This window comes from Nocardioides sp. SLBN-35, assembly GCF_006715725.1.
Classification (GTDB): domain Bacteria; phylum Actinomycetota; class Actinomycetes; order Propionibacteriales; family Nocardioidaceae; genus Nocardioides.
The window spans coordinates 3369635-3392517 of sequence record NZ_VFNU01000001.1 but is presented as its reverse complement, the minus strand read 5'-3'; the positions used below and the strand labels follow the sequence as shown (position 1 = coordinate 3392517).

Genomic DNA, 22883 nt, shown 5'->3' with positions numbered 1-22883 from the left:
TCCGCGAAAAGGATCAGCCCCGCGCCATCGGCGGTTGTACGACGGTCGCCGGGCCCCGCCGGTAGAGCAGCGCCCGCCGCCCGCCGGCCTCGGTGGCCTCGCCGCGGACGTCGGTCGGGACCACGAACCCGTCGGTGCCGAGCACCTTGCGGCGGAAGTTGCCGAGGTCGGGCGGGGAGCCCCAGACCGCGGCGTACACCCGGCGCAGCTCGGGGAGGGTGAACGGCTCGGCGACGAACTCGGTGGCGAGCGTCGTGTACTCCAGCTTGGCGCGGACCCGCTCGCGGGCGTCGAGCAGGATCTGGCGGTGATCGAAGGCCAGCGTCGGGCCGTCCAGGTCGTCGGGGCCCTCGAGGAGGTCGTCGACCACCCACCAGCGGGCGTCAGCGGCGTCGGTGCCGGCCTGCGGCTCGGGCAGGTCGGGGGCCAGGGCGACGTGGGCGATCGAGACCACGCGCTGGCGCGGGTCGCGGTCGGGGGCGGAGTAGGTGCGCAGCTGTTCGAGGTGTCCGGAGAAGCGCGCCGACTCGCCCAGGCCGGTCTCCTCGCGCAGCTCGCGCCAGGCGGCCTGCTCCGCGTCCTCGTCCGGCTCGACGAAGCCGCCGGGCAGCGCCCACGAGCCGGCGAAGGGCTCCTCGCCGCGCTCGACCAGCAGGACGGCGAGCGCGCCGTCGCGGATCGTGAACACGGCCAGGTCGACGGCGACGGCGAACGGCGGGTGCTCGGAGGTGAAGGTCATCGGGCCACCTCCACGCCGGCCGCGGCGAGCTCCTCGAGTGCCGCCTTCGACGAGTCGGGGGCGACGCCGGCGTGCAGCCCGTCGAGCAGCCGGACCCGGAAGCCCGCCTTCACGGCGTCCAGCGCGGTGGCCCGGACGCAGTAGTCGGTGGCGATACCCGTGACATCGACCTCGGTGACGCCGGCGCCGCGCAGGACGTCGGCCAGCCGCGCGCCCTCGGCGGTGACCCCCTCGAAGGCCGAGTACGCCGGCTCGCCCATGCCCTTGACGACATGGTGCGTCACGGCGCTGGTGACCAGCTCGGGCGCGTACTCCGAGCCCGCCTCGCCCTGCACGCAGTGCACCGGCCAGGTGGTGACGAAGTCCGGCTCCTCGCCGGGCGCGTGGAAGTGGCCGCCGTTGGTCTCCCCGGCGTGGTGCCAGTCGCGGGACGCCGCGACCACCGCGTAGTCGCCGGCGTGGTCGGCGAGGTGGGCGCTGATCCGCTCGGCGACCTCGCGGCCGCCGGTGACGCCGAGCGAGCCGCCCTCGACGAAGTCGTTCTGGACGTCGACGACGACCAGGGCGCGGGTGCTGTCCATCGCTGTCTCCTCTCGTGCTGGGTCACGCAGGGTGGTGGTGAGGTACGCCGGACCGGCGGCGACCGTGCGGGCCTCGGCCGGCAGGGTGGCCAGGGTCGCGGCCGCGAAGTCGCGGACCTCGGTGAGCGCGGGCCGGTGCACGACCTCGCCCGCGCGGATCAGGGCGACCTGGACTGGCCGGGCGCCAGGGCCGGGCGAAGGAGCGTCCTGGCCGGTGAACCACTCGGCGACGAGCGTTCCGGTGGCGTCGTACTCCCGGAAGGCGTGCTTGCGCCCGCCCACCGAGCCCTTGTCCTTGGACTTCTTGGCGACCGAGCGCAGCGGCTCGCCCGGCGCGTCGGCGATCGCGACCAGCTTGTAGACCATGCTCGCGGTCGGGTGGCCCGAGCCCGTGGCGACGCGGGTGCCGACGCCGTACCCGTCGATGGGGGCGTCCGCGAGCGCGGTGATGACGAACTCGTCGAGGTCGCTGGTGACCACGATCCGGGTCCCCGTCGCGCCGAGCGAGTCGAGCAGAACCCGCGCCTTGTGGGACTCCTCGGCCAGGTCGCCGGAGTCGATCCGGACCGCGCCGAGGCCGGTGCCGGCGACCTCGACGGCGGTGCGGATGCCCTGGGCGATGTCGTAGGTGTCGACCAGCAGGGTGGTGCCGACGCCGAGCGCCTCGACCTGGCTGCGGAAGGCCTCGGCCTCGGTGTCGTGGGCCAGGGTGAAGGCGTGGGCGGCGGTGCCGGCGGTGGGTACGCCGAACCGGCGCCCGGCCGCGAGGTTGCTGGTCGTCGCGAAGCCCGCCAGGTAGGCGGCGCGGGCCGTCGCGACCGCCGCCTCCTCGTGGGTGCGGCGTCCCCCCATCTCGATGATCGGCCGCCCGCCGGCCGCGTCGACCATCCGAGCGGCCGCGCTGGCGATGGCCGTGTCGTGGTTGAGGATGCTCAGCGCCAGCGTCTCCAGCAGCAGGCACTCGCCCAGGGTGCCGGTGACGGTGAGGATCGGGCTGCCGGGGAAGTAGAGGTCGCCCTCGCGGTAGCCGTCGACGTCGCCGGAGAACCGGAACTCCGCCAGCCACTGGGCCGTCTCGGCGCCGATGACGCCCTGTTCCTGCAGCCAGGCGAGCTCGTCGGCGTCGTAGGTGAAGTACTCGATCGCCTCGAGCAGTCGGCCCAGCCCGGCGAGCATCCCGTAGCGCCGGCCCTCGGGCAGCCGGCGGGCGAAGGCCTCGAACACGGCGGGGCGGTGGGCGCTCCCGTCGCGGACGAACGAGTCGAGCATGGTCAGCTCGTAGCGGTCGGTGAGCAGTCCGGTGCGGTCCATCGCGACTCCTGGATGTTGTAGTCAGTATGACTATAACGCGGTGGTCTAGCGTTCACCAGCATGGCGGGTGCCTCTGATGCCTATGAACGGCACCTCGCCGAGCACGAGCCCGACCGGCGCCGGGCCCAGGGGTCGTTCTACACCCCGCCCGATCTCGTCGCCTGGATCCTCGACCGCACGCTGCCCGGCGCCGCCTCGGTGCTCGATCCCGCCTGCGGGACCGGGCACTTCCTCGTCGCCGCCGCGGAGCGCCTGGGCGTCCGGGCGGTGCACGGCTCGGACCTCGACCCCGAGGCGGTACGGATCGCGCGCGAGCGGCTGCAGGCGCTGGCGCCGGACGTACCGGCCGCGGAGATCGCCGAGCGGGTCGTCGTCGCCGACGGGCTGACCGCGTGGGAGGGGCGCAGGTTCGACGCCGTCGTCGGCAACCCGCCCTTCCTGGGACAGCTGCGCCGGCACTCCGCCGGGCGGAGCGAGACTCACCGGCGGGCCCTCGGCGCCTACACCGACACCAGCGCGGTCTTCCTGCACCGCGCGCTCGACCTGGCCGGCCCGGGCGGCGTCGTCGCCCTCGTGCAGCCACTGTCGGTCCTCGCCACCCGAGACGCCGGCCCGGTCCGGGCAGCGGTCGCCGAGCACGGCGCCGTCACCGACTTCTGGTGCGGCGACCGGCCGGTCTTCGACGGCACCACCGTGCTCACCTGCGTCCCGGTCGTACGGATCGGCGCCACGCCGCCGACCGAGCCCGATGGCTGGGGGGCGCTCGCCGCACCCGGGTTCGGCATCCCCGCCGTCGCCCTCACCGGCTCCGGAGTGCTCGGTGACCTCGCCACCTGCACCGCCGACTTCCGTGACCAGTACTACGGTCTGGCGCCCTTCGTCCACGACCGCCTGCCCGGTGGCACCCCGCTGGTCACCACCGGCCTGATCGACCCCGCCGAGTCGCGCTGGGGGAGGGCGCCGACGCGCTTTGCCCGCCGGCGGTACGACGCCCCCGCCGTCGACCTCGCCGCCCTGCGTGCCGACGGCGCCCTCGCCCGGTGGGCCGAGGCACGGCTGGTCCCCAAGCTGCTGGTCGCCGGGCAGGGCCGGGTGATCGAGGCGGTCGCCGACGAGGCAGGGGCCTGGCTGCCGTCGGTGCCGGTGGTGAGCGTCGTACCGCACGACCGGTCGGACCTGTGGCGGCTGCTGGCCGTGCTGCTCGCGCCGCCGGTGGTCGCGCACGCCGCCGCCCGCTACCTCGGCACCGGCCTGACCCCCGGCTCGGTCAAGGTCAGCGCGCGCCAGCTCGCCGCGCTGCCATTGCCCACGGACGCCGCGGCCTGGGCCGAGGGCGCCGCGCTGGCGCGCCGGGCCCAGGCGGCGGACGCCGGGGAGCGGCCCCACCTGCTGGCGGCCACCGGCCGGGTGATGACCACGGCCTACGGCGGGGACGCCGAGGTCCACGCGTGGTGGGCGGCCCGGGTGCGGCGTACCGATGACTCCGGCGCGACCTCCGGGTCCACCCCTGTATGAGCGAGTTCCTGGCTGACGGAGTCGAGCTGTTCGCTGGCATCTGTGTGCGCGACCACGCGCGGGCCCGACCGTGGTACGAGGCGCTGCTCGGTGGGCCGCCGTCGTTCATGGCGCACGAGTCGGAGTCGGTCTGGGAGGTGGCTCCGCACCGTTGGCTGGTCGTGGAGGAGCGACCGGAACGGGCGGGCTACGCCGCCCAGACGCTCTTCGTCGACGACCTCGACGCCCGGGTCGCGGCGATCGCGGAGCGCGGTGTCGAGCCGGCCACCGAGGAGGTCTACGGCGACGGCGTGCGCAAGGTGATCTACCGCGACCCGGACGGCAACGAGGTCGGCTTCGGGGGCAATCCCGGAGCCGACCTCGCGGCAGAGCGTTGAGCCGGACCGGCTACTTCCCCGAGGTGCAGAAGACCTCGGGGTCGGCGGCGACGGGCACCGTCCTGGGCGCCGGCGTCAGGTTGCCCGGGTTGTCGGCGGTGAAGCTGAGGCCGACGCGGAACGGGCTTCCCAGCGGGACGGTCACGACCTCCGACTGGGTCAGGCGGAAGGACTTCGCGTAGACCGCGGTGTCGTCGCTGAGGACAGAGATGGTCGCCTGCGCCGTCGAGTCCGAGCTGTCACTGAGACCGAGTCGGGCCCGCAGCGAGATGCAGTTGTGGTTGAGGTTGTAGTCGACCAACGACGGGCCGCTCCACACGTAGCCGACCAGCGCGGGACTGTAGGTCGTCGCGTTGATCTGGACCGTGTTCTGCTGGCTCCAGCCCATGCTGGTGCGGACCTTCAGCTTCGTCAGGTCCTTCCACTCGTAGACCCCGACGGTGACCTTCGCGGACTTCTTCTTGGGCCCGGTCGCGCTGATGACGCGGTACTTCCGGGTCACCGCGGTGGTGGTCTTGTCCTTGAGCTTGTAGGTGCCGTCGGCCTTGACCTTGGCGGTGGCCTGGGCCTTCCACGAGGTGCCCTTGCGCTTCTGCTGGAGGGTCACCTTGGTGACCTTCTTGTTGGTCACGGTGCCGGTGACGACGACCTTCTTGCCGCGCGTGACCACGGGGCTCTTGACGGCGATGGTGATGGCCGGGCCGGCGGCGGCCCGGTCGGCCGAGGACGGCGTCTGTGCGGTCGTGGCGCCAGCGGGGGTGGCCAGGGCGAGTGCGGCGGTCAGCAGCAGTGCTGACGGCCCAGCGGTGAGGATTCTCATGGGGGACCGATCCCCACGAGAAGGGTTGCCGAAACCCCATCCGTCACGCCGGTCGCACCTGTCGCAGGACCCCTACCGGCCTCGCAGCCGCCGACTGAGCGTCCCGGCCGTCGCGACGACCGCGCCGGCCAGCCGCTCGCGCTGGCGCTCGTCCAGCTCCTCGGTCGGGTAGGTGATCGCCACGCCGGCGACGGGCATCTCGTTGTGGTCGAGCACCGCCGCCGCGACGCTCGCCATGCCCGCGGTGACCTCGCTGTCCTCGATCGCGAACCCGCGTTGCCGGGTCTCGGACAGCACCGATCGCAGCGCGGTGGGGGAGCCCGGGCCGACACCGGTGCGGTCGACGAAGGAGGCCCGGTCAGGGTAGAGCGCACGGACCTGGCTGGCAGGCAGATGGGCGAGGATCGCGCGGCCGCTGGCGGTCAGGTGCGAGGGGAGCCGTACGCCGACGTCGGTGACCAGCGGCGGCCGGCCGGGCGCGCGCTCCTCGACGACGTAGAGCACGTCGCGGCCGTGCGGGACCGCGAGGTGGGCACTGTGGCCGGTGCGGTCGACGAGGGTGGCGAGCGGGCGCCGGGCCAGGCGCTGCAGCGGCGCCTGCCGCTGGTAGCCGGACCCGACCTCGAACGCCGCGACGCCGAGGCCGTAGCGGCGGTCGTCGGCCAGGTGCACCACGAAACCCTCGTCGGCCATCGCCTGGAGCAGGTGGTACGTCGTGGAGCGGGGGATCCCGAGCTCGCGCGCGATCCGCTCGACGGCGACCGGCTCCGGCTGGCCGGCGAGGAAGCGCAGGACCCGCAGGGCCCGGGTCGCTGCGGGTACCTGTGCCACGTCGTACGTCCTCCCACGGCTGCGAGGCCGGTCCAGGGTGTCTCGGATCTGAGACCGATCATGCCGCGGGACGCTGGTGGGCGCCAGTCCCAGGGCCCAAGATCGAGGCATGGAGAAAGTGACGATCGGTTCGGGCGCGGTTTCGTTCGACGACGTGGTTGCGGTCGCCCGTGGCGGCGCCGCTGTTGTGCTCAGCGACGAGGCCCTCGCCGCGATCGACAAGGCGCGCGCGGTCATCGAGGACCTCGCCGCGTCCCCGACGCCCCACTACGGCGTCTCCACCGGGTTCGGCGCCCTCGCCACCCGTCACATCGCTCCCGAGCTGCGCGCCCAGCTCCAGCGCTCGCTGGTCCGCTCGCACGCCGCCGGCAGCGGCCCCGAGGTCGAGCGCGAAGTCGTCCGCGGCCTCATGCTGCTGCGCCTGTCGACCCTCGCGACCGGCCACACCGGCGTACGCCGCGAGACCGCCGAGCTGCTCGCCGGCCTGCTCACCCACGGCATCACGCCGGTCGTCCACGAGTACGGCTCGCTCGGCTGCTCCGGCGATCTCGCCCCGCTCGCGCACTGCGCGCTCGCGCTCATGGGCGAGGGACCGGTCCGCAACGCGGCCGGCGAGCTGACCGACGCCGCCAGCGCGCTCGCCGCGGCCGGTCTCACCCCGGTCGAGCTGCAGGAGAAGGAGGGCCTGGCCCTCATCAACGGCACCGACGGCATGCTCGGCATGCTGGTGCTCGCGATCAACGACCTGACCGACCTGCTCAAGGTCGCCGACATCTCGGCCGCGATGTCGGTCGAGGGCCAGCTCGGCACCGACCGCGTGTTCGCCCCCGAGCTGCAGGCCATCCGCCCGCACCCCGGCCAAGCGGCCTCCGCGGCCAACCTCACCGCGATCCTGCGCGACTCCGGCGTCGTCGCCTCCCACCGCGGCCCCGACTGCAACCGGGTCCAGGACGCCTACTCGCTGCGCTGCTCGCCGCAGGTGCACGGCGGCGTCCGCGACACCGTCGCCCACGCCGTCTCCGTCGCCTCCCGCGAGCTCGCCTCGGCCGTCGACAACCCGGTCGTCCTCGCCGACGAGAACCGCGTCGAGTCCAACGGCAACTTCCACGGCGCGCCTGTCGCCTACGTGCTCGACTTCCTCGCGATCGTCACGGCCGACCTCGCCTCGATCGCGGAGCGTCGCACCGACCGCTTCCTCGACAAGGCCCGCAACCACGGCCTGCCGCCGTTCCTCGCCGACGACCCGGGCGTCGACTCGGGCCTGATGATCGCCCAGTACACCCAGGCCGCGATCGTCTCGGAGCTCAAGCGTCTCGCCAACCCGGCCAGCGTGGACTCCATCCCCAGCAGCGCGATGCAGGAGGACCACGTCTCGATGGGCTGGTCGTCCGCGCGCAAGCTGCGCCGGGCCGTCGACGGCCTGACCCGCGTGCTGGCCATCGAGCTGATGACCGCCGCCCGCGCGCTCGACCTGCGCGCCCCGCTGACCCCCAGCCCGGCCACCGGCGCCGTCGTGGAGCTGCTCCGCAATGCCGGCGTGGGCGGTCCCGGCATCGACCGGTTCCTCGCCCCCGATATCGAAATCGCCTACCAGCTCGTCGCCGACCGGTCCGTCACCGGTGCCGTCGCCAACGTGATCGGAGAACTCGCATGACCGACCAGAAGCTCGACAACCCCCGCCTGCCCATCCACGCCGCGACCGGCACCGAGCTCACTGCCAAGAGCTGGCAGACCGAGGCGCCGCTGCGGATGCTGATGAACAACCTCGACCCCGAGAACGCCGAGCGTCCCGAGGACCTCGTCGTCTACGGCGGCACCGGCAAGGCCGCCCGCAACTGGGAGGCGTACGACGCCCTCGTGCGCACCCTGCGCGACCTCGAGGACGACGAGACCATGCTCGTCCAGAGCGGCAAGCCGGTCGGCGTGTGGAAGACCAACAAGTGGGCCCCGCGCGTCCTCATCGCCAACTCCAACCTGGTCGGCGACTGGGCCAACTGGGAGGAGTTCCGCCGCCTGGAGGAGCTCGGCCTGACCATGTACGGCCAGATGACGGCCGGCTCGTGGATCTACATCGGCACCCAGGGCATCCTGCAGGGCACCTTCGAGACCTTCGCCGCGGTCGCCGACAAGCGCTTCAACGGCACCCTCGCCGGCACCATCACCCTCACCGCCGGCCTCGGCGGCATGGGTGGTGCCCAGCCGCTCGCCGTCACCATGAACGACGGCGTGGCGATCTGTGTCGACGTCGACCAGAGCCGGATCACCCGCCGCATCGAGCACCGCTACCTCGACGTCCAGGCCGACGACCTGGAGCACGCCCTCGAGCTGGCCGTCCAGGCCCGCGACGAGAAGCGCGGCCTGTCCATCGGCCTGCTCGGCAACGCCGCGGAGATCTTCCCGCAGCTGCTCGAGATGAAGGCGCCGATCGACATCGTGACCGACCAGACCTCGGCGCACGACCCGCTGTCCTACCTCCCCGTCGGCGTGGCCTTCGAGGACTGGCACACCGCCGCCGAGCGCGACCCGGAGGGCTTCACCAAGGACGCGCAGGCGTCGATGGCCGCCCACGTGCGGGCGATGGTGGAGTTCCAGGACGCCGGCGCCGAGGTGTTCGACTACGGCAACTCGATCCGCGACGAGGCACGCAAGGGCGGCTACGACCGCGCGTTCGAGTTCCCGGGCTTCGTGCCGGCGTACATCCGCCCGCTGTTCTGCGAGGGCAAGGGCCCCTTCCGCTGGGCCGCGCTGTCCGGCGACCCGGCCGACATCGCCGCGACCGACAAGGCGATCCTCGAGCTGTTCCCCGACAACGAGCGGCTCCACAAGTGGATCGGCATGGCGCAGGAGCGGGTCCACTACCAGGGCCTCCCGGCGCGCATCTGCTGGCTGGGCTACAAGGAGCGCCACCTGGCGGGCCTGAAGTTCAACGAGATGGTCAGGAGCGGTGAGCTCAAGGCGCCGATCGTGATCGGTCGCGACCACCTCGACTGCGGCTCGGTCGCCTCGCCGTACCGCGAGACCGAGTCCATGCTCGACGGCTCCGACGCCATCGCCGACTGGCCGCTGCTCAACGCCATGACGGCCGTCGCCTCCGGCGCCACCTGGGTGTCGCTGCACCACGGCGGCGGCGTCGGCATGGGCCGCTCGATCCACTCCGGCCAGGTCTGCGTCGCCGACGGCACCGAGCTCGCTGCTGCGAAGATCGAGGCCGTGCTGACCAACGACCCCGGCATGGGCGTCATCCGCCACGTCGACGCGGGCTACGACCGCGCCATCGAGGTCGCTGCCGAGCGCGGCGTCCGGATCCCGATGCAGGAAGGCTGAGCAGGCGTGGACCAGGTTGCCGACTTCGAGCAGATGTGGCGTGACCTCACGCCCGTCGGACGCTCGGCGTCCTCCGGCGGCTACTTCCGCCAGCCGTGGCACGCGGCCGAGCTCGAGCTCCGTGCGTGGTTCCGCGAGGCGGCCACCTCGCGCGGGCTCGAGATCGAGGAGGACCCGTTCGGCAACCTGGTCGCGTGGTGGGGGCCGGCGGCCGACTTCGCCGCGACCGGCAAGGTCCTTACCGGCTCCCACCTCGACTCCGTCCTCGACGGCGGTGCGTACGACGGCCCGCTCGGTGTCGTCTCCTCCTTCGCCGCGCTCGACCTGATGCGTGAGCGCGGGGTGGTGCCGTCCCGGCGCCTCGGTGTCGCGGCCTTCGTCGAGGAGGAGGGCTCGCGCTTCGGCCGGGCCTGCCTCGGCTCCCGGCTCGCGGTCGGTGCCACCACCTGGGACGTGGCGCGCGAGCTCACCGACCGCGAGGGCGTCCGCCTCGGCGACGTCATCGAGGGTCCGGCCGACGGCGCAGGGTCCACCATGCTCGACGGGGTCGGCACCTACGTCGAGCTCCACGTCGAGCAGGGCCGCGGCCTGATCGACCTCGACGCTCCGGTCGGCGTGCACGACGCGATCTGGCCGCACGGCCGCTACCGCTACGACATCGCCGGTCGCGCCGACCACGCGGGCACCACCCGCATGGAGGACCGGGTCGACCCGATGCTGACCTACGCGATGACCGCGCTCGCCGCCAACAAGCAGGCGCGCGTGCAGGGCCAGCGCGCCACCTTCGGCCGGATCGACGTCCGGCCCAACGGCACCAACGCGGTGCCCTCCCACGTCACCGGCTGGCTCGACGCCCGCGCCGAGTCCGACGCCGCCCTCGCCGCCCTGGTCGGCGAGATCGAGCGCCAGGCCACCGAGCGCGCCGGGCGCGACGGCACCACGGTCACCGTCACCGCCGAGTCCGTGAGCGGCGAGGTCGCCTTCGACGTCGCGCTGCGCGACGAGCTCGCGGGACGCCTGGGGGGCGTCCCGGTCCTGCCGACCCAGGCCGGGCACGACGCGGGCATCCTGCAGGACGCCGGCATCCCCACCGCCATGCTGTTCGTCCGCAACCCGTCGGGCGTCTCGCACTCGCCGTACGAGAGCGCCGAGATGGCCGACTGTCTGGCCGGCGTCGAGGCACTTGCAGACGCGCTGACGGGACTTGTGAAGTGACCGCGTACCTCCTCGAGCACGCGTGGGTCGAGGGCCGCGTGCACGACACGGTCCGGGTCGAGGTCGAGCACGGCCGGATCACCTCGGTCGTGCCCGACGCCACCGAGACCGGCGTACCGCTGCGGGGCCTGACCCTGCCCGGCTTCGCCAACACCCACAGCCACGCCTTCCACCGGGCGCTGCGTGGTCGCACCCAGACCGACCGCGGCACCTTCTGGACCTGGCGCGAGCAGATGTACGCCGTGGCCGGGCGCCTCGACCCGGACACCTACTACGAGCTCGCCAGGGCGACGTACGCCGAGATGGTGGCCGCGGGCTACACGTCGGTGGGGGAGTTCCACTACCTGCACCACCAGCCCGACGGGACGCCGTACGACGACCCGAACGCGATGGGCAACGCCCTGCTCGCCGCGGCCCGCGACGCCGGCATCCGGATCACGCTGCTCGACACGCTCTACCTCTCCAGCGGCTTCGGCGCCGAGCCCGAGGGTGTCCAGCGGCGCTTCTCCGACGGCAGCGCCCAGGCGTGGCACGAGCGCGTCGCGGCCCTGGCGCCGCTGACCGGCGCCGACTCGGCGATCGGCGTCGCGGCCCACTCGGTGCGCGCGGTCCCGGCCGACGCGCTCAAGGCGTTCGCCCCCTGGGTCGACGGCGGTGCCCCGGTCCACGTGCACCTCTCCGAGCAGGTCAAGGAGAACGCCGACTGCGTCGCCGCGCACGGCGTCACGCCCACCCGGCTGCTCGCCGACCACGGTGTGCTCGGCCCGATGACGAGCGCCGTCCACGCCACCCACCTCACCGACGAGGACATCCGGCTGCTCGGCGAGGCGCGCGCCTTCGCCTCGTTCTGCCCGACCACCGAGCGCGACCTCGGCGACGGCATCGGCCCGGCCCGTCCGTTGCAGGACGCCGGCGCGGTCCTGACCCTGGGCTCCGACAGCCACGCGATCATCGACGCCTTCGAGGAGATGCGGGCGGTCGAGATGAACGAGCGTCTCGCCAGCCAGGCACGCGGCCACTGGACCGCCGCCGAGCTGCTGCTCGCCGGGACCGCCGACGGCCACCGGAGCCTCGGCTTCGCCGACGCCGGTGAGATCGCGGTCGGCCAGCGCGCCGACCTCGTCACCATCGACCTCGCCTCGGCGCGCACCGCCGGCACCGGCGGCGACGAGCACACCGCCGTCTTCGCCGCCACCGGAGCCGACGTCACCCACGTCGTCGGCGACGGCAAGGTCGTCTTCGACGGCAACCACGACCAGGTGGGCCGCGCGCTCGCCGACGCGATCGGGAAGGTCTGGGCATGAGCCTGCTCATCACCAACATCAGCGAGCTGGTCACCAACGACCCGGCGGCCGCGCAGGCGGGCGACCTGCTCGGCGTGCGCACCGACGCCGCGGTCGTCCTCGCCGACGGCAAGGTGGAGTGGGTCGGCGCCGCGGCCGAGGCGCCCGCCGCCGACGAGGTCTTCGACGCCCAGGGCCGCGCGGTGATCCCCGGCTTCGTCGACAGCCACAGCCACCTGGTGTTCGCCGGCGACCGCGCGCTGGAGTTCCAGGCCCGGATGGCGGGGGAGTCGTACGCCGCCGGCGGCATCCGCACCACCGTCGCCGCCACCCGGGCGGCCTCCGACGACCAGCTCGCGGCCGGCGTCGCGCGCCACGTCGCCGAGATGCGCCGCCAGGGCACGACCACCCTCGAGATCAAGTCCGGCTACGGCCTCTCGGTCGACGACGAGGCCCGCTCGCTGAAGGTCGCGCGCCGGTTCACCGACGAGACCACCTTCCTCGGTGCGCACGTGGTCGCGCCCGAGTACGCCGACGACCCGGCGGGGTACGTCGACCTGGTCACCGGCCCGATGCTCGAGGCCGCCGCTCCCCACGCGTCGTGGATCGACGTGTTCTGCGAGCGCGGCGCCTTCGACGAGGACCAGGCCCGCACCATCCTCGCCGCCGGTGCGGCAGCCGGCCTTCGCGGTCGCCTCCATGCCAACCAGCTCGGCGAGGGCCCCGGCGTGCGGCTCGCCGCCGAGCTCGGCCTCACCGCCGTCGACCACTGCACCTACCTCACCGACGACGACGTGCACGCGCTGCGCGACGCCGGCACGGTCGCGACCCTGCTGCCCGGCGTCGAGTTCAGCACCCGCCACCCGTACCCCTCGGGACGCCGCCTGATCGACGCCGGCGTCACCGTGGCGATCGCCAGCGACTGCAACCCGGGCTCCTGCTACACCAGCTCGTTGCCGTTCTGCATCGCGCTGGCCGTGCGGGAGATGGGGATGACCCCGGGCGAGGCCGTGTGGGCCGCCACCGCCGGTGGCGCCGCCGCTCTCGGTCGCAGCGACGTCGGCGTGCTCGTCCCCGGCGCCCGCGCCGACCTGGTCCTGCTCGACGCGCCGACGCACGTGCACCTGGCCTACCGGCCGGGTGTGCCGCTCGTCGCGCGCACCTGGAGCGCCTGAGCGGCACGCTGGCCTAGGGTGGGCGGCATGAGCCGCCGACGCGCGACCTGGCTGGCGATCGGGGGCGTCCTGGTCGTCGTACTCGTCGCGGCTCTGGCGATCTTCGAGCCCTGGCTGCTCGTCGTCGACCGCACCGCCGACGACGCCGACGACCCCGCCGCGGTCGTCGGTACGGCGAGCGGCGGGCTCACCGACACCGCGGTGCCCTCCGCGTCGGGCGACGAGCTCACCCGGGTGGTGCTCGCCTCGGCCGACTTCATCGACGGCGAGCACGACACCGCCGGCCGGGCCACGGTCTACCGGCGCAGCGACGGCAGCCGCTTCCTGCGCATCGAGGACCTCGCCACCTCCAACGGCCCCGACCTCCACGTCTGGCTCACCGACAAGCCGAGCGGCGGCTCGTGCGACGGGTGCCGCGACTCGTGGGGGATCTACGACGACGACGCCTACGTCCGCCTCGGCGAGCTCAAGGGCAACCGAGGCGACCAGAGCTACGAGATCCCCGCCTCCGCCGACCTCTCCGCCATGCGCTCGGTCGTGATCTGGTGCGACCGCTTCAACGTCGCCTTCGGGACCGCGGCGATCGGTCGAGGCGAGGCCTGATCAGCTCAGGTTGCTGAACTCCTCGACCTTCGCCGCCGGTCCGGACACGATCACCTCGTCGCCGGCCCGGATCACCGTCTCGGGCGTGGCGTACTCGAACCTCGAGCCTGCGTGCTTGACCGAGACGACCGTGATCCCGAACTCCTGACGGACGCCGTAGCCGCCGAGGGTACGGCCGTGCAGCGCCCGAGGCGCCGGTGCCTTCGCGAAGGCGTAGTCGTCGTCGAACTCGACATAGTCGAGGATCTCCTCGCCACGGACCAGGTGCGCCACCCGCTTGCCCATGTCGTGCTCGGGGCGGACCACGTGGCGCACGCCGATCCGCTCGAGGATCCGGGCGTGGGAGCTGCTGATGGCCTTCGCCCACACGTGCTCGACCCCGAGCTCCAGGGCGACCGTCGCGGACAGGATGCTCGCCTCGAGATTGGTCCCCATGCCGATCACCGCGCGCGAGAACTCGCCCACGGAGAGCTGGCGCATCGCGGCCTGGCTGGTGGAGTCCGCCTCGACGACGTGGGTGAGCCGGCCGGCGAGGGAGGCGACCACGCGCGGATCGGAGTCGACGCCGAGGACGTCCTCGCCGTGGGCGACGAGCTCCAGCGCGAGGGACTGGCCGAACCGGCCCAGGCCGATCACGACCACACCGTTGGTCAGGTTCTTACCCAATGAGGGGCCGTCCTTCCGGGAGGCGGTAGAGGTTGTCACGGTCGCGCAGCGCGAGCGCCGAGACGAGGGTGACCGTGCCGAGACGGCCGAGGAACATGAGCGCGACGAGGACCAGCTGCGCCGACCCGGGCAGGGTGCCGGTGATCCCGGTCGAGAGGCCCACCGTCGCGAATGCCGAGACGACCTCGAAGAAGATCGCGTCGAGCGCGAGGTCCGTGAGCACCGAGAGGAGCATCGTCGCCGCGGTCACCACGCCGACGGCGAGGAGCGCGACGGTCAGGGCCTGCCGGATCGTGCGGTCGGCGATCCGCCGGCCGTGCGCCGTGACGTCACGCTCGCCGCGCACCTCTGCCCAGATCACCCAGAACAGCAGCAGGAAGGTCGTCACCTTGATGCCGCCGGCGGTGCCCGCGGATCCGCCACCGATGAACATGAGCAGGCAGGTCACCAGGAGCGTGCTGTCCTCCACCTGGCCGTAGTCGATCGCGTTGAACCCGGCGGTCCGCGGCATCACGGCGTGGAAGAAACCGGCGAGCAGCCGCCCGGGAGTGTCGAGGGACCCGAGGGTGGCGGGGTTGCTCCACTCGCCCACGGTGACGGCGACGGTGCCGATCAGCAGGAGGGCGACCGTCGCTCCCACGGTCATCGTGCTGTGCATGCTCCACTGCCGCCACCGGGTCCCGTGCCGGATCAGCTCCAGCCAGACCGGGAACCCGAGCCCGCCCGCGATTACGGCGAACGCGATCGGAAGGCAGATCCACGGATCGTCGACGAACCCGACGAGATTGTTGCTGTAGAGGGCGAATCCCGCGTTGTTGAACGCCGAGATGCCGTGGAAGACGCCGAGGTACGACGCGCGGCCCCACGACTCGTCGTACCCGAGGGCGAAGCGCAGGGTGAGCGCCGCCGCGACCACGGCCTCGAAGAGCACCGTGAGGAGCAGGACGCCCTTCAGCACCGAGCGCACATCGCCGGGCCCGAGCGACTTCGTCTCCGCTGCCGCGGTGAGCCGGGAGCGCAGACCGAGTCGACGCCACACCAGCAAGGTGAGCAGGGAGGTGAGCGTCATGATGCCGAAGCCACCCACCTGGATCAGGCTGAGGATGACGAGCTCGCCGAAGGTCGACCAGTACGCCGGCGTGTCGACCGTCGACAGGCCCGTGACGCACACGGCGCTCGTCGAGGTGAACAGCGCCGTCAGGGGGTCGGCGCCACCGCTGCCGGACCGGGCGACAGGAAGCATCAGCAGGGCGGTGCCGATCAGGTCGGCGACGAGGAAGGCCACCACCACGGCCTGGGCCGGGTGCCGCAGCCACGGGCGACGACCGCGTGGCTGCACGGCTCCCGATCTCGACACGATCCCGCAGCCTATCCGCCCCGCCGGCGCGGTTCGGGCTAGCGTGCGGGCATGGAGCCGTCCCGCGAGCTGACCGCGGCCATGCCGAGCGCGCGCCGCAACCAGTCGGTCGTCGTCTCGGGCTGGTTCGCCACCCACGCCGACGCCGGTACCCCGGGTCCCCACCTGCGGGTGTCGGCGTCCGACCTCGAGGACCTGGTGGTCCGCACCGACCAGGTGCCCCAGCTCTGCGCCCTGCTGCAGCTCATGGCACGGCGCGTCGAGGAGAGCTGGGCCGTCGATGGCGAGCAGTACGCCGACGAGGTGGTCCGCCGGGCCCCGGATCCCCAGGACCCCGCGGTGGAGCGCGCGGCGGCGCTCGACCGTCTCCGGTTCGCGGCCGCCGTGGGCGATCGGCTCGAGGAGGTGGTGGCTGTGATCCGCGCGGCCGAGAGCACCGACGAGGCGATCGACGAGGTCGCCGCTCTGCTCGACCTCGACCCGGGCCCTGTCCTCGGCCGGCTGACCCGCTTCAACCTGCTCGGGCTCACCCGCCCGGCCACAGCACGGCGCTGGCAGTTGATCGACGGCGATTGACCGGATCCCGGGTCGTGGTGGGTCTTCGCGCGCCAGGAGGATGGTCTCGTGACCAACGAGACGACCGCCGAGATCGCCCCCGACACCAAGGACTGGACCTGGGTGCTCGACCGCCCGTGCCCCGACTGCGGGTTCGACCCGGCAGCCGTCGACCGGGTCGCCTTCGGCGACGTCATCCGCGACAACGCGGCGTTCTGGGTCTCCGTCCTCGAGTCGCCGCGCGCCGGCGAGCGGCCCGAGCCCACGGTCTGGTCGCCCACCGAGTACGCCTGCCACGTCCGTGACGTCCACCGCGTCTTCGTCGGCCGCGTCGAGCAGATGCTCACCGAGGACGACCCGCGCTTCGCGAACTGGGACCAGGACGAGACCGCCGTCGCGGAGCGGTACGACCAGCAGCGGGCTGCGGACGTCGTACCCGACCTGCTGGCCGCGGCCGACGCTGTCGCCGACGCCTACGACCGGGTCCCCGACGACGCCTGGGACCGCCCGGGACGGCGCAGCAACGGCAGCGTCTTCACCGTCGAGACCCTCGGCAGCTACCACCTGCACGACCTGGTGCACCACCGCTGGGACGTCCGGTGGATCATGGGCGAGTGAGGCACACCGAGTTCTGGGCACGCATGGAGCGCAACCTCGGTGGGGCCTACGCCCACGTGTGGGCCGACAGCTTCGTGATCGGCACGCTGGACCACCGCACGCCGAGCGAGGCGCTCGCGGCCGGCGTCTCGCCCAAGGAGGTCTGGCGCGCGGTCTGGGAGGTCCGCGAGCTTCCGGAGAGCGAGCGGTGACCGGCGTCGTCGAGCCCGACCTGGTCCTGGGCGGGGTGCAGCGGCGCACGGTCCGGGTCCTCGTGCTCACCCAGGCGGTCGGCGCCGTCGGCATCACCATCGGCATCGCCACCGCCTCCCTGCTCGCCCGCGACCTGTCGGGGTCGGAGTCGATGGCCGGGCTGGCGCAGACGGCGCAGGTCCTCGGCGCCGCGGTCATCTCGTTCCTGCTGGCTCCACTGATGGCCCGTCGCGGGCGTCGCAGCGGACTGATGACGGGGTACGTCGTCGGCTCGGCCGGCGCCCTGACCGCGGTGCTGGCCGGGGTGGCCGGCTCGATGGTGCTGCTGCTCGTCGGCGCGATGATGCTCGGCGCGACGACGTCGGCCAACAACGCCGCGCGGTACGCCGCCACCGACCTCGCCACCGACGAGAACCGCGCCCGCTCGCTGTCGCTCGTCGTGTGGGCCACCACGATCGGCGCCGTCGCCGGGCCGAACCTGACCAGCCCGGCCGGCTCCTTCGCCGACGCCGTCGGGATCCCCGAGCTGACCGGGCCGTTCGCTATCGGTGCCATCGGCATGCTCACCGCGGCCGTCCTCGTCGGCCTGCTGCTGCGGCCCGACCCGCTGCTGACCGCGCAGGAGGCGGCCGCGCGGACGGTGCCGGGCGTCGTACGGACGGGGTCGTCGTGGAGCCGCGCGGCCGCGACAGTCCGTGAGCGCCCGGTCCTCGGCTACGCCATCGCCGGGCTCGCGCTCACCCACGCCACGATGATCGGCGTGATGACGATGACGCCGCTGCACATGGAGCACGGCGGCTCGGGGCTCGAGGTCATCGGCATCGTCATCAGCGTCCACGTGCTCGGCATGTTCGCCTTCTCGCCGTTCGTCGGCATGCTCGCCGACCGGGTCGGCCGGCCGCCGGTCCTGGCCGCCGGGGGAGTCGTCCTGCTCGCCGCGCTGCTGCTCTGCGCGTCGTCCCCGACCGGGATGTCGTGGGAGGTGACCGCCGGGCTGTTCCTGCTCGGCGTCGGCTGGTCGCTCGCCATGGTGTCGGCCTCCACCCTCGTCGCCGAGCACGCGCCGCTCGACGTACGCACCGACGTCCAGGGCGTCTCCGACCTCGTCATGGGCCTGACCGCCGCGGCCGCCGGCGCGGTCGCGGGCGTCGTGGTCGGCGGAGCCGGCTATCCCGCCCTGGCGCTGGGGAGCCTGCTGCTCGTCGTCGGCGTGCTCGGCTGCGCGGCGCGGGCCATCGCGGAGTCGCGCGGCGCCGCGACACGCCGACTCGCCTGACACGACTTCGAACAGGTGTTCGGCTAGATTGGTCGTACGGCAGAACGTGGGTCCCGCCAGGGTCCCTCGGCTGTCCACAGGTACGACGTCCGGGCGGGTTGTCCACACCCACGACACGACTGATCAGGTTGTGTCGGGACCTCGCCCTAGCGTCGCCTCTGTACCTGGCCCACCACGACACGAAGGACTGAGGACCATGGCTGGAGACGACCGGCAGAAGGCGCTCGAGACCGCCCTGCTCAACATCGAGAAGCAGTACGGCAAGGGTTCGGTGATGCGCCTCGGCGACGACTCGCGCGCCCCCCTGGACGTGATCCCGACCGGGTCGATCGCGCTGGACGTGGCGCTCGGCATCGGTGGCCTCCCGCGTGGCCGCGTGGTGGAGATCTACGGCCCCGAGTCCAGCGGTAAGACCACGGTCTCGCTGCACGCCGTCGCCAGTGCCCAGGCCGCCGGCGGCATCGTGGCCTTCATCGACGCCGAGCACGCGCTCGACCCCGAGTACGCCAAGGCCCTCGGCGTCGACACCGACGCCCTCCTCGTCTCCCAGCCCGACTCCGGTGAGCAGGCCCTCGAGATCGCCGACATGCTGATCCGCTCCGGCGCCCTCGACCTCATCGTCATCGACTCCGTCGCCGCGCTCGTGCCCCGTGCCGAGATCGAGGGCGAGATGGGCGACAGCCACGTCGGCCTCCAGGCCCGCCTGATGAGCCAGGCGCTGCGCAAGATGACCGGTGCCCTCAACCAGTCCAAGACGACCGCCATCTTCATCAACCAGCTGCGCGAGAAGATCGGCGTCATGTTCGGCTCGCCCGAGACCACCACCGGTGGTCGCGCGCTGAAGTTCTACTCCTCCGTGCGCCTCGACGTGCGCCGCATCGAGACCCTCAAGGACGGCACCGACATGGTCGGCAACCGCACCCGGGTCAAGGTCGTCAAGAACAAGGTCGCCCCGCCCTTCAAGCAGGCCGAGTTCGACATCATGTACGGCAAGGGCATCTCCCGCGAGGGCAGCCTGATCGACGTCGGCGTCGAGGCCGGCCTGATCCGCAAGGCCGGTGCCTGGTACACCTACGAGGGCGACCAGCTCGGCCAGGGCAAGGAGAACGCGCGCTCCTTCCTCAAGGACAACCCCGACCTGGCCAACGAGCTGGAGAAGAAGATCCTCGAGAAGCTCGGCGTCACCCCCACCGTCGACGGTGAGTTCAACGACCTCTCCGACGAGCCGATCGGCGTCGACTCGTTCTGATCCGATGCGCGACGAAGAACCCCCCGAGGACGACGGCTGGACCGAGGATGCCGACCCCGAGTCGGTGGCCCGCAAGATCCTCCTCGACCAGCTCAGCCTCAAGGCCCGCAGCCGCAAGGAGCTCGAGGACCGCCTCGCGCGCCGCAACGTCCCGGACGACGTGACGACCCGCCTCCTCGACCGCTTCGAGGAGGTCGGCCTGGTCGACGACGAGGCCTTCGCCCGCGCCTGGGTCGAGGGCCGCCAACGCAGCCGCGGCCTCGCCACGAAGGCGCTGGCGGCCGAGCTGCGTCGCAAGGGCGTGCCCGACGAGACCACGAAGACCGTGCTCGCCGAGGTCGACCCGGAGCACGAGGAGGAGACGGCGGCCGTGCTGGTCCGCAAGAAGCTGCGCAGCATGCGCGGCCTCGAGGCCCCGGTCGCGACCCGGCGCCTGGTCGGGATGCTCGCCCGCAAGGGCTACTCACCCGGTGTCGCGTACGCCGTGGTCCGGCGCGAGCTCGGGGCAGCGGCGGAGTCGGTCGAGGCCGGTGCAGAATGGGCGGGTGACGACTGACGCGGCGCCGGCGCCCGAGCGCGAGATCCTGACCTACGACCTGTTCGGCACCGCGGTGCGCGACCTCGCCCAGCAGGTCGTCGACGACGGCTTCGAGCCGGACATCGTGCTGGCGATCGCCCGCGGCGGACTCGGCCTGGCGATGGGCCTGGGTTACGCGCTGGACGTGAAGAACCTGTCGGCGGTCAACGTCGAGTTCTACACCGGGATCAACGAGCGCCTCGACGTCCCCATGATGCTGCCGCCGACGCCGGCCGCGATCGACCTGACCGGCATGAGGGTGCTCATCGCCGACGACGTCGCCGACACCGGCAAGACGCTCGAGGTGGTCCGCGACTTCTTCGCCGACCACGTGGCCGAGGCCAGGACCGCGGTGATCTACGAGAAGCCGTGGACGGTGATCCGCCCGGAGTACGTCTGGCGCCGTACCGACGCCTGGATCGACTTCCCCTGGTCATCGACCCCACCGCTGGTCGACCGGCGCGGCGGCCAGGCCCACTGACATGGCCTTCCCCCTCTCGGACCTCACGTCCACGCTGCGCGTCGCGCCCGGCCCGATCGACCTGGGCAACATCGAGACCGACGCCGCGCCCGGCTTCGACGGCGGCAAGTCGGACGGCGAGGCCGCCCTCGCCGAGCTCGGCCCGAACCTCGCGGACCTGCAGGAGCGGCTGTTCGCCGACGGCAAGTCGGGCGGGCGCCGCTCGGTCCTGCTGGTGCTGCAGGGCATGGACACCTCCGGCAAGGGCGGCACGCTGCGCTCGACCGTCGGCCTGGTCGACCCGCAGGGTGTGCGGATCACCTCGTTCAAGGCACCCAGCGAGGACGAGCGTGCCCACGACTTCCTGTGGCGGATCACCAAGGCGCTGCCGCCGGTCGGACTGATCGGTGTCTTCGACCGCTCGCACTACGAGGACGTGCTGATCGCGCGTGTGCGCGAGCTCGCGCCGCCGGCGGAGATCGAGCGGCGGTACGACGCCATCAACGCCTGGGAGGCCGAGCTGGCGTCCGAGGGCACCACGATCATCAAGTGCATGCTGCACATCTCGGCCGCTGAGCAGAAGGAGCGCCTGCTGGCGCGGCTCGACGACCCGACCAAGCACTGGAAGTACAACCCGGGCGACGTCGACGAGCGCGAGCTGTGGCCGGCCTACCAGGAGGCCTACGAGATCGCGATCGCCCGCACCAACACCGAGGTCGCGCCCTGGCACGTGATCCCGGCCGACAAGAAGTGGTACCGCAACCTCGCGATCGGCACCCTGCTGCACGACGCTCTGCAGTCCTTCGACCTCGACTGGCCCGAGGCCGACTTCGACGTCGAGAAGGAGAAGCAGCGGCTCCTCGACGAGAAGGCCCTGTGAGCAGCGGACGGATGGAGCAGGTCAAGGTCACCCGGTACGTCACGCCGCTGCGCGAGGGCGGCAGCCTGCCCGGCATCGTCGAGGCCGACGACCTCGGTACGTACGTGTGCAAGTTCCGCGGCGCCGGCCAGGGCACCCGGGTGCTGGTCGCGGAGGTCGTCGTGGCGGGCATCGCCCGCCTGCTCGACGTACCCACGCCCGACCAGGTGGTGCTCGACCTCGACCCGGAGATCGCGCGCTACGAGGCCGACGAGGAGGTGCAGGACCTGATCAACGCCAGCACCGGCCTCAACCTCGGCATCGACTTCCTGCCGGGCTCGTTCGGCTACGACCCGACCAGCGCCCCCGACGCCGACCTGGCCGGCCGCGTGCTGTGGCTCGACGCGTTCACCGCCAACGTCGACCGCAGTTGGCGCAACCCCAACCTGCTGGTCTGGCGCGGCACCCTGCAGGCGATCGACCACGGTGCGTCGCTCTACTTCCACCACTCCTGGTCCGGCGGCCCCGGCGACCCGGCGCGCTTCGCCGCGCAGCCGTACGACGCCTCCGAGCACATCCTGCGCGGGTACGCCCCGCAGGCGGCTGCCCAGGACGCCGACCTCGCGGCCCGGCTGACCGACGACGCGCTCGCGCGGGTGCTGGCCGACGTGTGCGACGACTGGCTCGAGCCGGTCCCAGGCGCGGAGACGCCCGACGCGCTGCGGGAGCGGTACGTCGCCTTCCTCGCCGCACGCCGCGACGGTGGCCGGGCCTGGCTCCCGGCGCCGGAGATGGCCTCGTGAAGCCCTACCAGTACGTCACCCTGCGCTGCGTCCCCCGTGTCGAGCGCGAGGAGTTCGTCAACGTGGGCGTGGTGCTGTACTGCCCGGCCGAGGACTACCTCGGCGTGCGCTCGTCGGTCGACGCGGACCGGATCCGCGCGCTCGACGCGGACGTCGACATCGCCTCGGTCCGAGCCGCGCTCGACGCGATCGACCGGGTCTGTCGCGGCGAGGCCCACGCGGCGTTCGGCGTGGGCGTGCGCGCGACGGCGTACGGCTCACGGGCGCAGAAGGACGACGCGAGCACGCGCTTCGGGTTCCTCAAGGCGCCGAGGAGCACGGTGCTGCAGCCCGGGCCGGTCCACGGTGGGGTCACCGCCGATCCGGCCCGCACGCTCGAGCACCTGCTGGAGCAGCTGGTCCTCTAGCGCCGAGTGCCGACATAACGGGAACTGGGACGACGAAACTGGCGCTGGGACGACGATGCTTCCTCGTCCAAGCGCCAGTTTCACCGGCCG

General features: G+C 72.7%; 24 protein-coding genes and 1 pseudogene. 18 read left to right on the top strand and 7 right to left on the bottom strand.

Annotated features, from left to right (window positions below; genetic code table 11):
* Positions 1 to 13: 13 nt before the first annotated feature.
* The 3 genes and pseudogenes from FBY23_RS16510 to FBY23_RS16505 all read right to left on the bottom strand — a co-directional run.
* Positions 14 to 739 carry an NUDIX hydrolase gene (locus FBY23_RS16510; RefSeq protein WP_141799136.1) on the bottom strand — a complete coding sequence of 242 codons (726 nt, stop codon included), beginning with the start codon at positions 737 to 739 and terminating at the stop codon, positions 14 to 16.
* Positions 736 to 1320, bottom strand: a complete 585-nt coding sequence (locus FBY23_RS26935) for an isochorismatase family protein (RefSeq protein ID WP_160158384.1) — start codon at positions 1318 to 1320, stop codon at positions 736 to 738. Before FBY23_RS26935 ends, FBY23_RS16510 begins: the two co-directional genes overlap by 4 nt.
* Before the next feature lie 27 nt (positions 1321 to 1347).
* Positions 1348 to 2631: pseudogene (locus FBY23_RS16505) on the bottom strand (nicotinate phosphoribosyltransferase); the annotation flags it as partial.
* Between the two features lie 60 nt (positions 2632 to 2691).
* Between FBY23_RS16505 and FBY23_RS16500 the strand changes: the two are divergent.
* Both FBY23_RS16500 and FBY23_RS16495 read left to right on the top strand, forming a co-directional pair.
* A complete protein-coding gene (locus FBY23_RS16500) occupies positions 2692 to 4146 on the top strand; it encodes a class I SAM-dependent DNA methyltransferase (RefSeq protein ID WP_141799134.1) in 1455 nt (484 codons plus the stop codon).
* Positions 4143 to 4523 carry a VOC family protein gene (locus FBY23_RS16495; RefSeq protein ID WP_141799133.1) on the top strand — a complete coding sequence of 127 codons (381 nt, stop codon included), beginning with the start codon at positions 4143 to 4145 and terminating at the stop codon, positions 4521 to 4523. Before FBY23_RS16500 ends, FBY23_RS16495 begins: the two co-directional genes overlap by 4 nt.
* A 10-nt stretch (positions 4524 to 4533) precedes the next feature.
* Here the strand turns inward: FBY23_RS16495 and FBY23_RS16490 are convergent, their stop codons facing one another.
* Together FBY23_RS16490 and FBY23_RS16485 are read right to left on the bottom strand one after the other, a co-directional pair.
* A complete protein-coding gene (locus tag FBY23_RS16490) occupies positions 4534 to 5343 on the bottom strand; it encodes an NPCBM/NEW2 domain-containing protein (RefSeq protein ID WP_141799132.1) in 810 nt (269 codons plus the stop codon).
* 72 nt (positions 5344 to 5415) lie between these two features.
* Positions 5416 to 6174 (bottom strand): IclR family transcriptional regulator, encoded by a 759-nt coding sequence (locus FBY23_RS16485; protein ID WP_141799131.1) that lies wholly within the window; start codon positions 6172 to 6174, stop codon positions 5416 to 5418.
* A 109-nt stretch (positions 6175 to 6283) separates the two neighbouring features.
* On the opposite strand from FBY23_RS16485, the gene hutH reads away from it, so the two are divergent.
* The 6 genes from hutH to FBY23_RS16455 are packed head-to-tail and all read left to right on the top strand — an operon-like array spanning position 6284 to position 13774.
* Positions 6284 to 7828 (top strand): histidine ammonia-lyase, encoded by a 1545-nt coding sequence (gene hutH / locus FBY23_RS16480; RefSeq protein ID WP_141799130.1) that lies wholly within the window; start codon positions 6284 to 6286, stop codon positions 7826 to 7828.
* The gene (hutU, locus tag FBY23_RS16475) at positions 7825 to 9498 is read left to right on the top strand and encodes a urocanate hydratase (protein ID WP_141799129.1); all 1674 of its coding nucleotides are present in this window, start codon (positions 7825 to 7827) and stop codon (positions 9496 to 9498) included. Before hutH ends, hutU begins: the two co-directional genes overlap by 4 nt.
* A 6-nt stretch (positions 9499 to 9504) precedes the next feature.
* The gene (locus tag FBY23_RS16470; protein WP_260806045.1) at positions 9505 to 10713 is read left to right on the top strand and encodes an allantoate amidohydrolase; all 1209 of its coding nucleotides are present in this window, start codon (positions 9505 to 9507) and stop codon (positions 10711 to 10713) included.
* Positions 10710 to 12017, top strand: a complete 1308-nt coding sequence (locus FBY23_RS16465; protein WP_141799128.1) for a formimidoylglutamate deiminase — start codon at positions 10710 to 10712, stop codon at positions 12015 to 12017. The genes FBY23_RS16470 and FBY23_RS16465 overlap by 4 nt, the downstream gene beginning before the upstream one ends.
* Complete coding sequence (hutI, locus tag FBY23_RS16460; protein WP_141799127.1) at positions 12014 to 13171, top strand: imidazolonepropionase; 1158 nt, start codon at positions 12014 to 12016, stop codon at positions 13169 to 13171. Before FBY23_RS16465 ends, hutI begins: the two co-directional genes overlap by 4 nt.
* A 27-nt stretch (positions 13172 to 13198) precedes the next feature.
* Positions 13199 to 13774 carry a DM13 domain-containing protein gene (locus FBY23_RS16455; protein ID WP_141799126.1) on the top strand — a complete coding sequence of 192 codons (576 nt, stop codon included), beginning with the start codon at positions 13199 to 13201 and terminating at the stop codon, positions 13772 to 13774.
* Here FBY23_RS16455 and FBY23_RS16450 read toward each other — a convergent pair whose 3' ends face one another.
* Positions 13775 to 14440, bottom strand: coding sequence for a TrkA family potassium uptake protein (locus FBY23_RS16450; protein WP_222117848.1), 666 nt, complete (start codon positions 14438 to 14440; stop codon positions 13775 to 13777).
* Positions 14433 to 15797, bottom strand: a complete 1365-nt coding sequence (locus FBY23_RS16445) for a TrkH family potassium uptake protein (RefSeq protein ID WP_260806042.1) — start codon at positions 15795 to 15797, stop codon at positions 14433 to 14435. Before FBY23_RS16445 ends, FBY23_RS16450 begins: the two co-directional genes overlap by 8 nt.
* A gap of 51 nt (positions 15798 to 15848) precedes the next feature.
* On the opposite strand from FBY23_RS16445, the gene FBY23_RS16440 reads away from it, so the two are divergent.
* The 10 genes from FBY23_RS16440 (at position 15849) to FBY23_RS16395 (ending at position 22793) form a co-directional block, all read left to right on the top strand.
* Positions 15849 to 16373: a hypothetical protein gene (locus tag FBY23_RS16440; protein WP_141799125.1), complete on the top strand. Its 525-nt coding sequence runs from the start codon at positions 15849 to 15851 to the stop codon at positions 16371 to 16373.
* Positions 16374 to 16421: 48 nt separating this feature from the next.
* Entirely contained in the window at positions 16422 to 16970 is a 549-nt protein-coding gene (locus FBY23_RS16435) for a DinB family protein (protein ID WP_141799124.1), read from the top strand.
* On the top strand, positions 16967 to 17161 hold the full coding sequence (locus FBY23_RS16430; protein WP_141799123.1) for a DUF3046 domain-containing protein: 195 nt from the start codon (positions 16967 to 16969) through the stop codon (positions 17159 to 17161). Before FBY23_RS16435 ends, FBY23_RS16430 begins: the two co-directional genes overlap by 4 nt.
* Positions 17158 to 18438 (top strand): MFS transporter, encoded by a 1281-nt coding sequence (locus tag FBY23_RS16425; RefSeq protein WP_260806040.1) that lies wholly within the window; start codon positions 17158 to 17160, stop codon positions 18436 to 18438. Before FBY23_RS16430 ends, FBY23_RS16425 begins: the two co-directional genes overlap by 4 nt.
* A 196-nt stretch (positions 18439 to 18634) precedes the next feature.
* Positions 18635 to 19687, top strand: coding sequence for a recombinase RecA (gene recA, locus FBY23_RS16420; protein WP_141799122.1), 1053 nt, complete (start codon positions 18635 to 18637; stop codon positions 19685 to 19687).
* A gap of 4 nt (positions 19688 to 19691) precedes the next feature.
* Positions 19692 to 20243: a regulatory protein RecX gene (locus FBY23_RS16415; RefSeq protein WP_141799121.1), complete on the top strand. Its 552-nt coding sequence runs from the start codon at positions 19692 to 19694 to the stop codon at positions 20241 to 20243.
* Positions 20233 to 20745, top strand: coding sequence for a phosphoribosyltransferase (locus FBY23_RS16410; protein ID WP_141799120.1), 513 nt, complete (start codon positions 20233 to 20235; stop codon positions 20743 to 20745). The genes FBY23_RS16415 and FBY23_RS16410 overlap by 11 nt, the downstream gene beginning before the upstream one ends.
* A 1-nt stretch (position 20746) precedes the next feature.
* Positions 20747 to 21604 (top strand): polyphosphate kinase 2 family protein, encoded by an 858-nt coding sequence (locus FBY23_RS16405; RefSeq protein WP_141799119.1) that lies wholly within the window; start codon positions 20747 to 20749, stop codon positions 21602 to 21604.
* A complete protein-coding gene (locus FBY23_RS16400) occupies positions 21601 to 22386 on the top strand; it encodes a HipA family kinase (protein WP_260806039.1) in 786 nt (261 codons plus the stop codon). The genes FBY23_RS16405 and FBY23_RS16400 overlap by 4 nt, the downstream gene beginning before the upstream one ends.
* Complete coding sequence (locus FBY23_RS16395; RefSeq protein WP_141799118.1) at positions 22383 to 22793, top strand: DUF3037 domain-containing protein; 411 nt, start codon at positions 22383 to 22385, stop codon at positions 22791 to 22793. The genes FBY23_RS16400 and FBY23_RS16395 overlap by 4 nt, the downstream gene beginning before the upstream one ends.
* The last annotated feature ends 90 nt before the right edge of the window (positions 22794 to 22883 follow it).

Bases quoted from the DNA above. Each gene is read 5' to 3' on its own strand.
- FBY23_RS16405 (WP_141799119.1), top strand. From the start codon at position 20,747: ATGGCCTTCCCCCTCTCGGACCTCACGTCCACGCTGCGCGTCGCGCCC.
- FBY23_RS16510 (WP_141799136.1), bottom strand. From the start codon at position 739: ATGACCTTCACCTCCGAGCACCCGCCGTTCGCCGTCGCCGTCGACCTG.
- hutH (WP_141799130.1), top strand. From the start codon at position 6,284: ATGGAGAAAGTGACGATCGGTTCGGGCGCGGTTTCGTTCGACGACGTG.
- FBY23_RS16440 (WP_141799125.1), top strand. From the start codon at position 15,849: ATGGAGCCGTCCCGCGAGCTGACCGCGGCCATGCCGAGCGCGCGCCGC.
- FBY23_RS16495 (WP_141799133.1), top strand. From the start codon at position 4,143: ATGAGCGAGTTCCTGGCTGACGGAGTCGAGCTGTTCGCTGGCATCTGT.
- FBY23_RS16490 (WP_141799132.1), bottom strand. From the start codon at position 5,343: ATGAGAATCCTCACCGCTGGGCCGTCAGCACTGCTGCTGACCGCCGCA.
- hutU (WP_141799129.1), top strand. From the start codon at position 7,825: ATGACCGACCAGAAGCTCGACAACCCCCGCCTGCCCATCCACGCCGCG.
- recA (WP_141799122.1), top strand. From the start codon at position 18,635: ATGGCTGGAGACGACCGGCAGAAGGCGCTCGAGACCGCCCTGCTCAAC.
- hutI (WP_141799127.1), top strand. From the start codon at position 12,014: ATGAGCCTGCTCATCACCAACATCAGCGAGCTGGTCACCAACGACCCG.
- FBY23_RS16415 (WP_141799121.1), top strand. From the start codon at position 19,692: ATGCGCGACGAAGAACCCCCCGAGGACGACGGCTGGACCGAGGATGCC.
- FBY23_RS16500 (WP_141799134.1), top strand. From the start codon at position 2,692: ATGGCGGGTGCCTCTGATGCCTATGAACGGCACCTCGCCGAGCACGAG.
- FBY23_RS16455 (WP_141799126.1), top strand. From the start codon at position 13,199: ATGAGCCGCCGACGCGCGACCTGGCTGGCGATCGGGGGCGTCCTGGTC.
- FBY23_RS26935 (WP_160158384.1), bottom strand. From the start codon at position 1,320: ATGGACAGCACCCGCGCCCTGGTCGTCGTCGACGTCCAGAACGACTTC.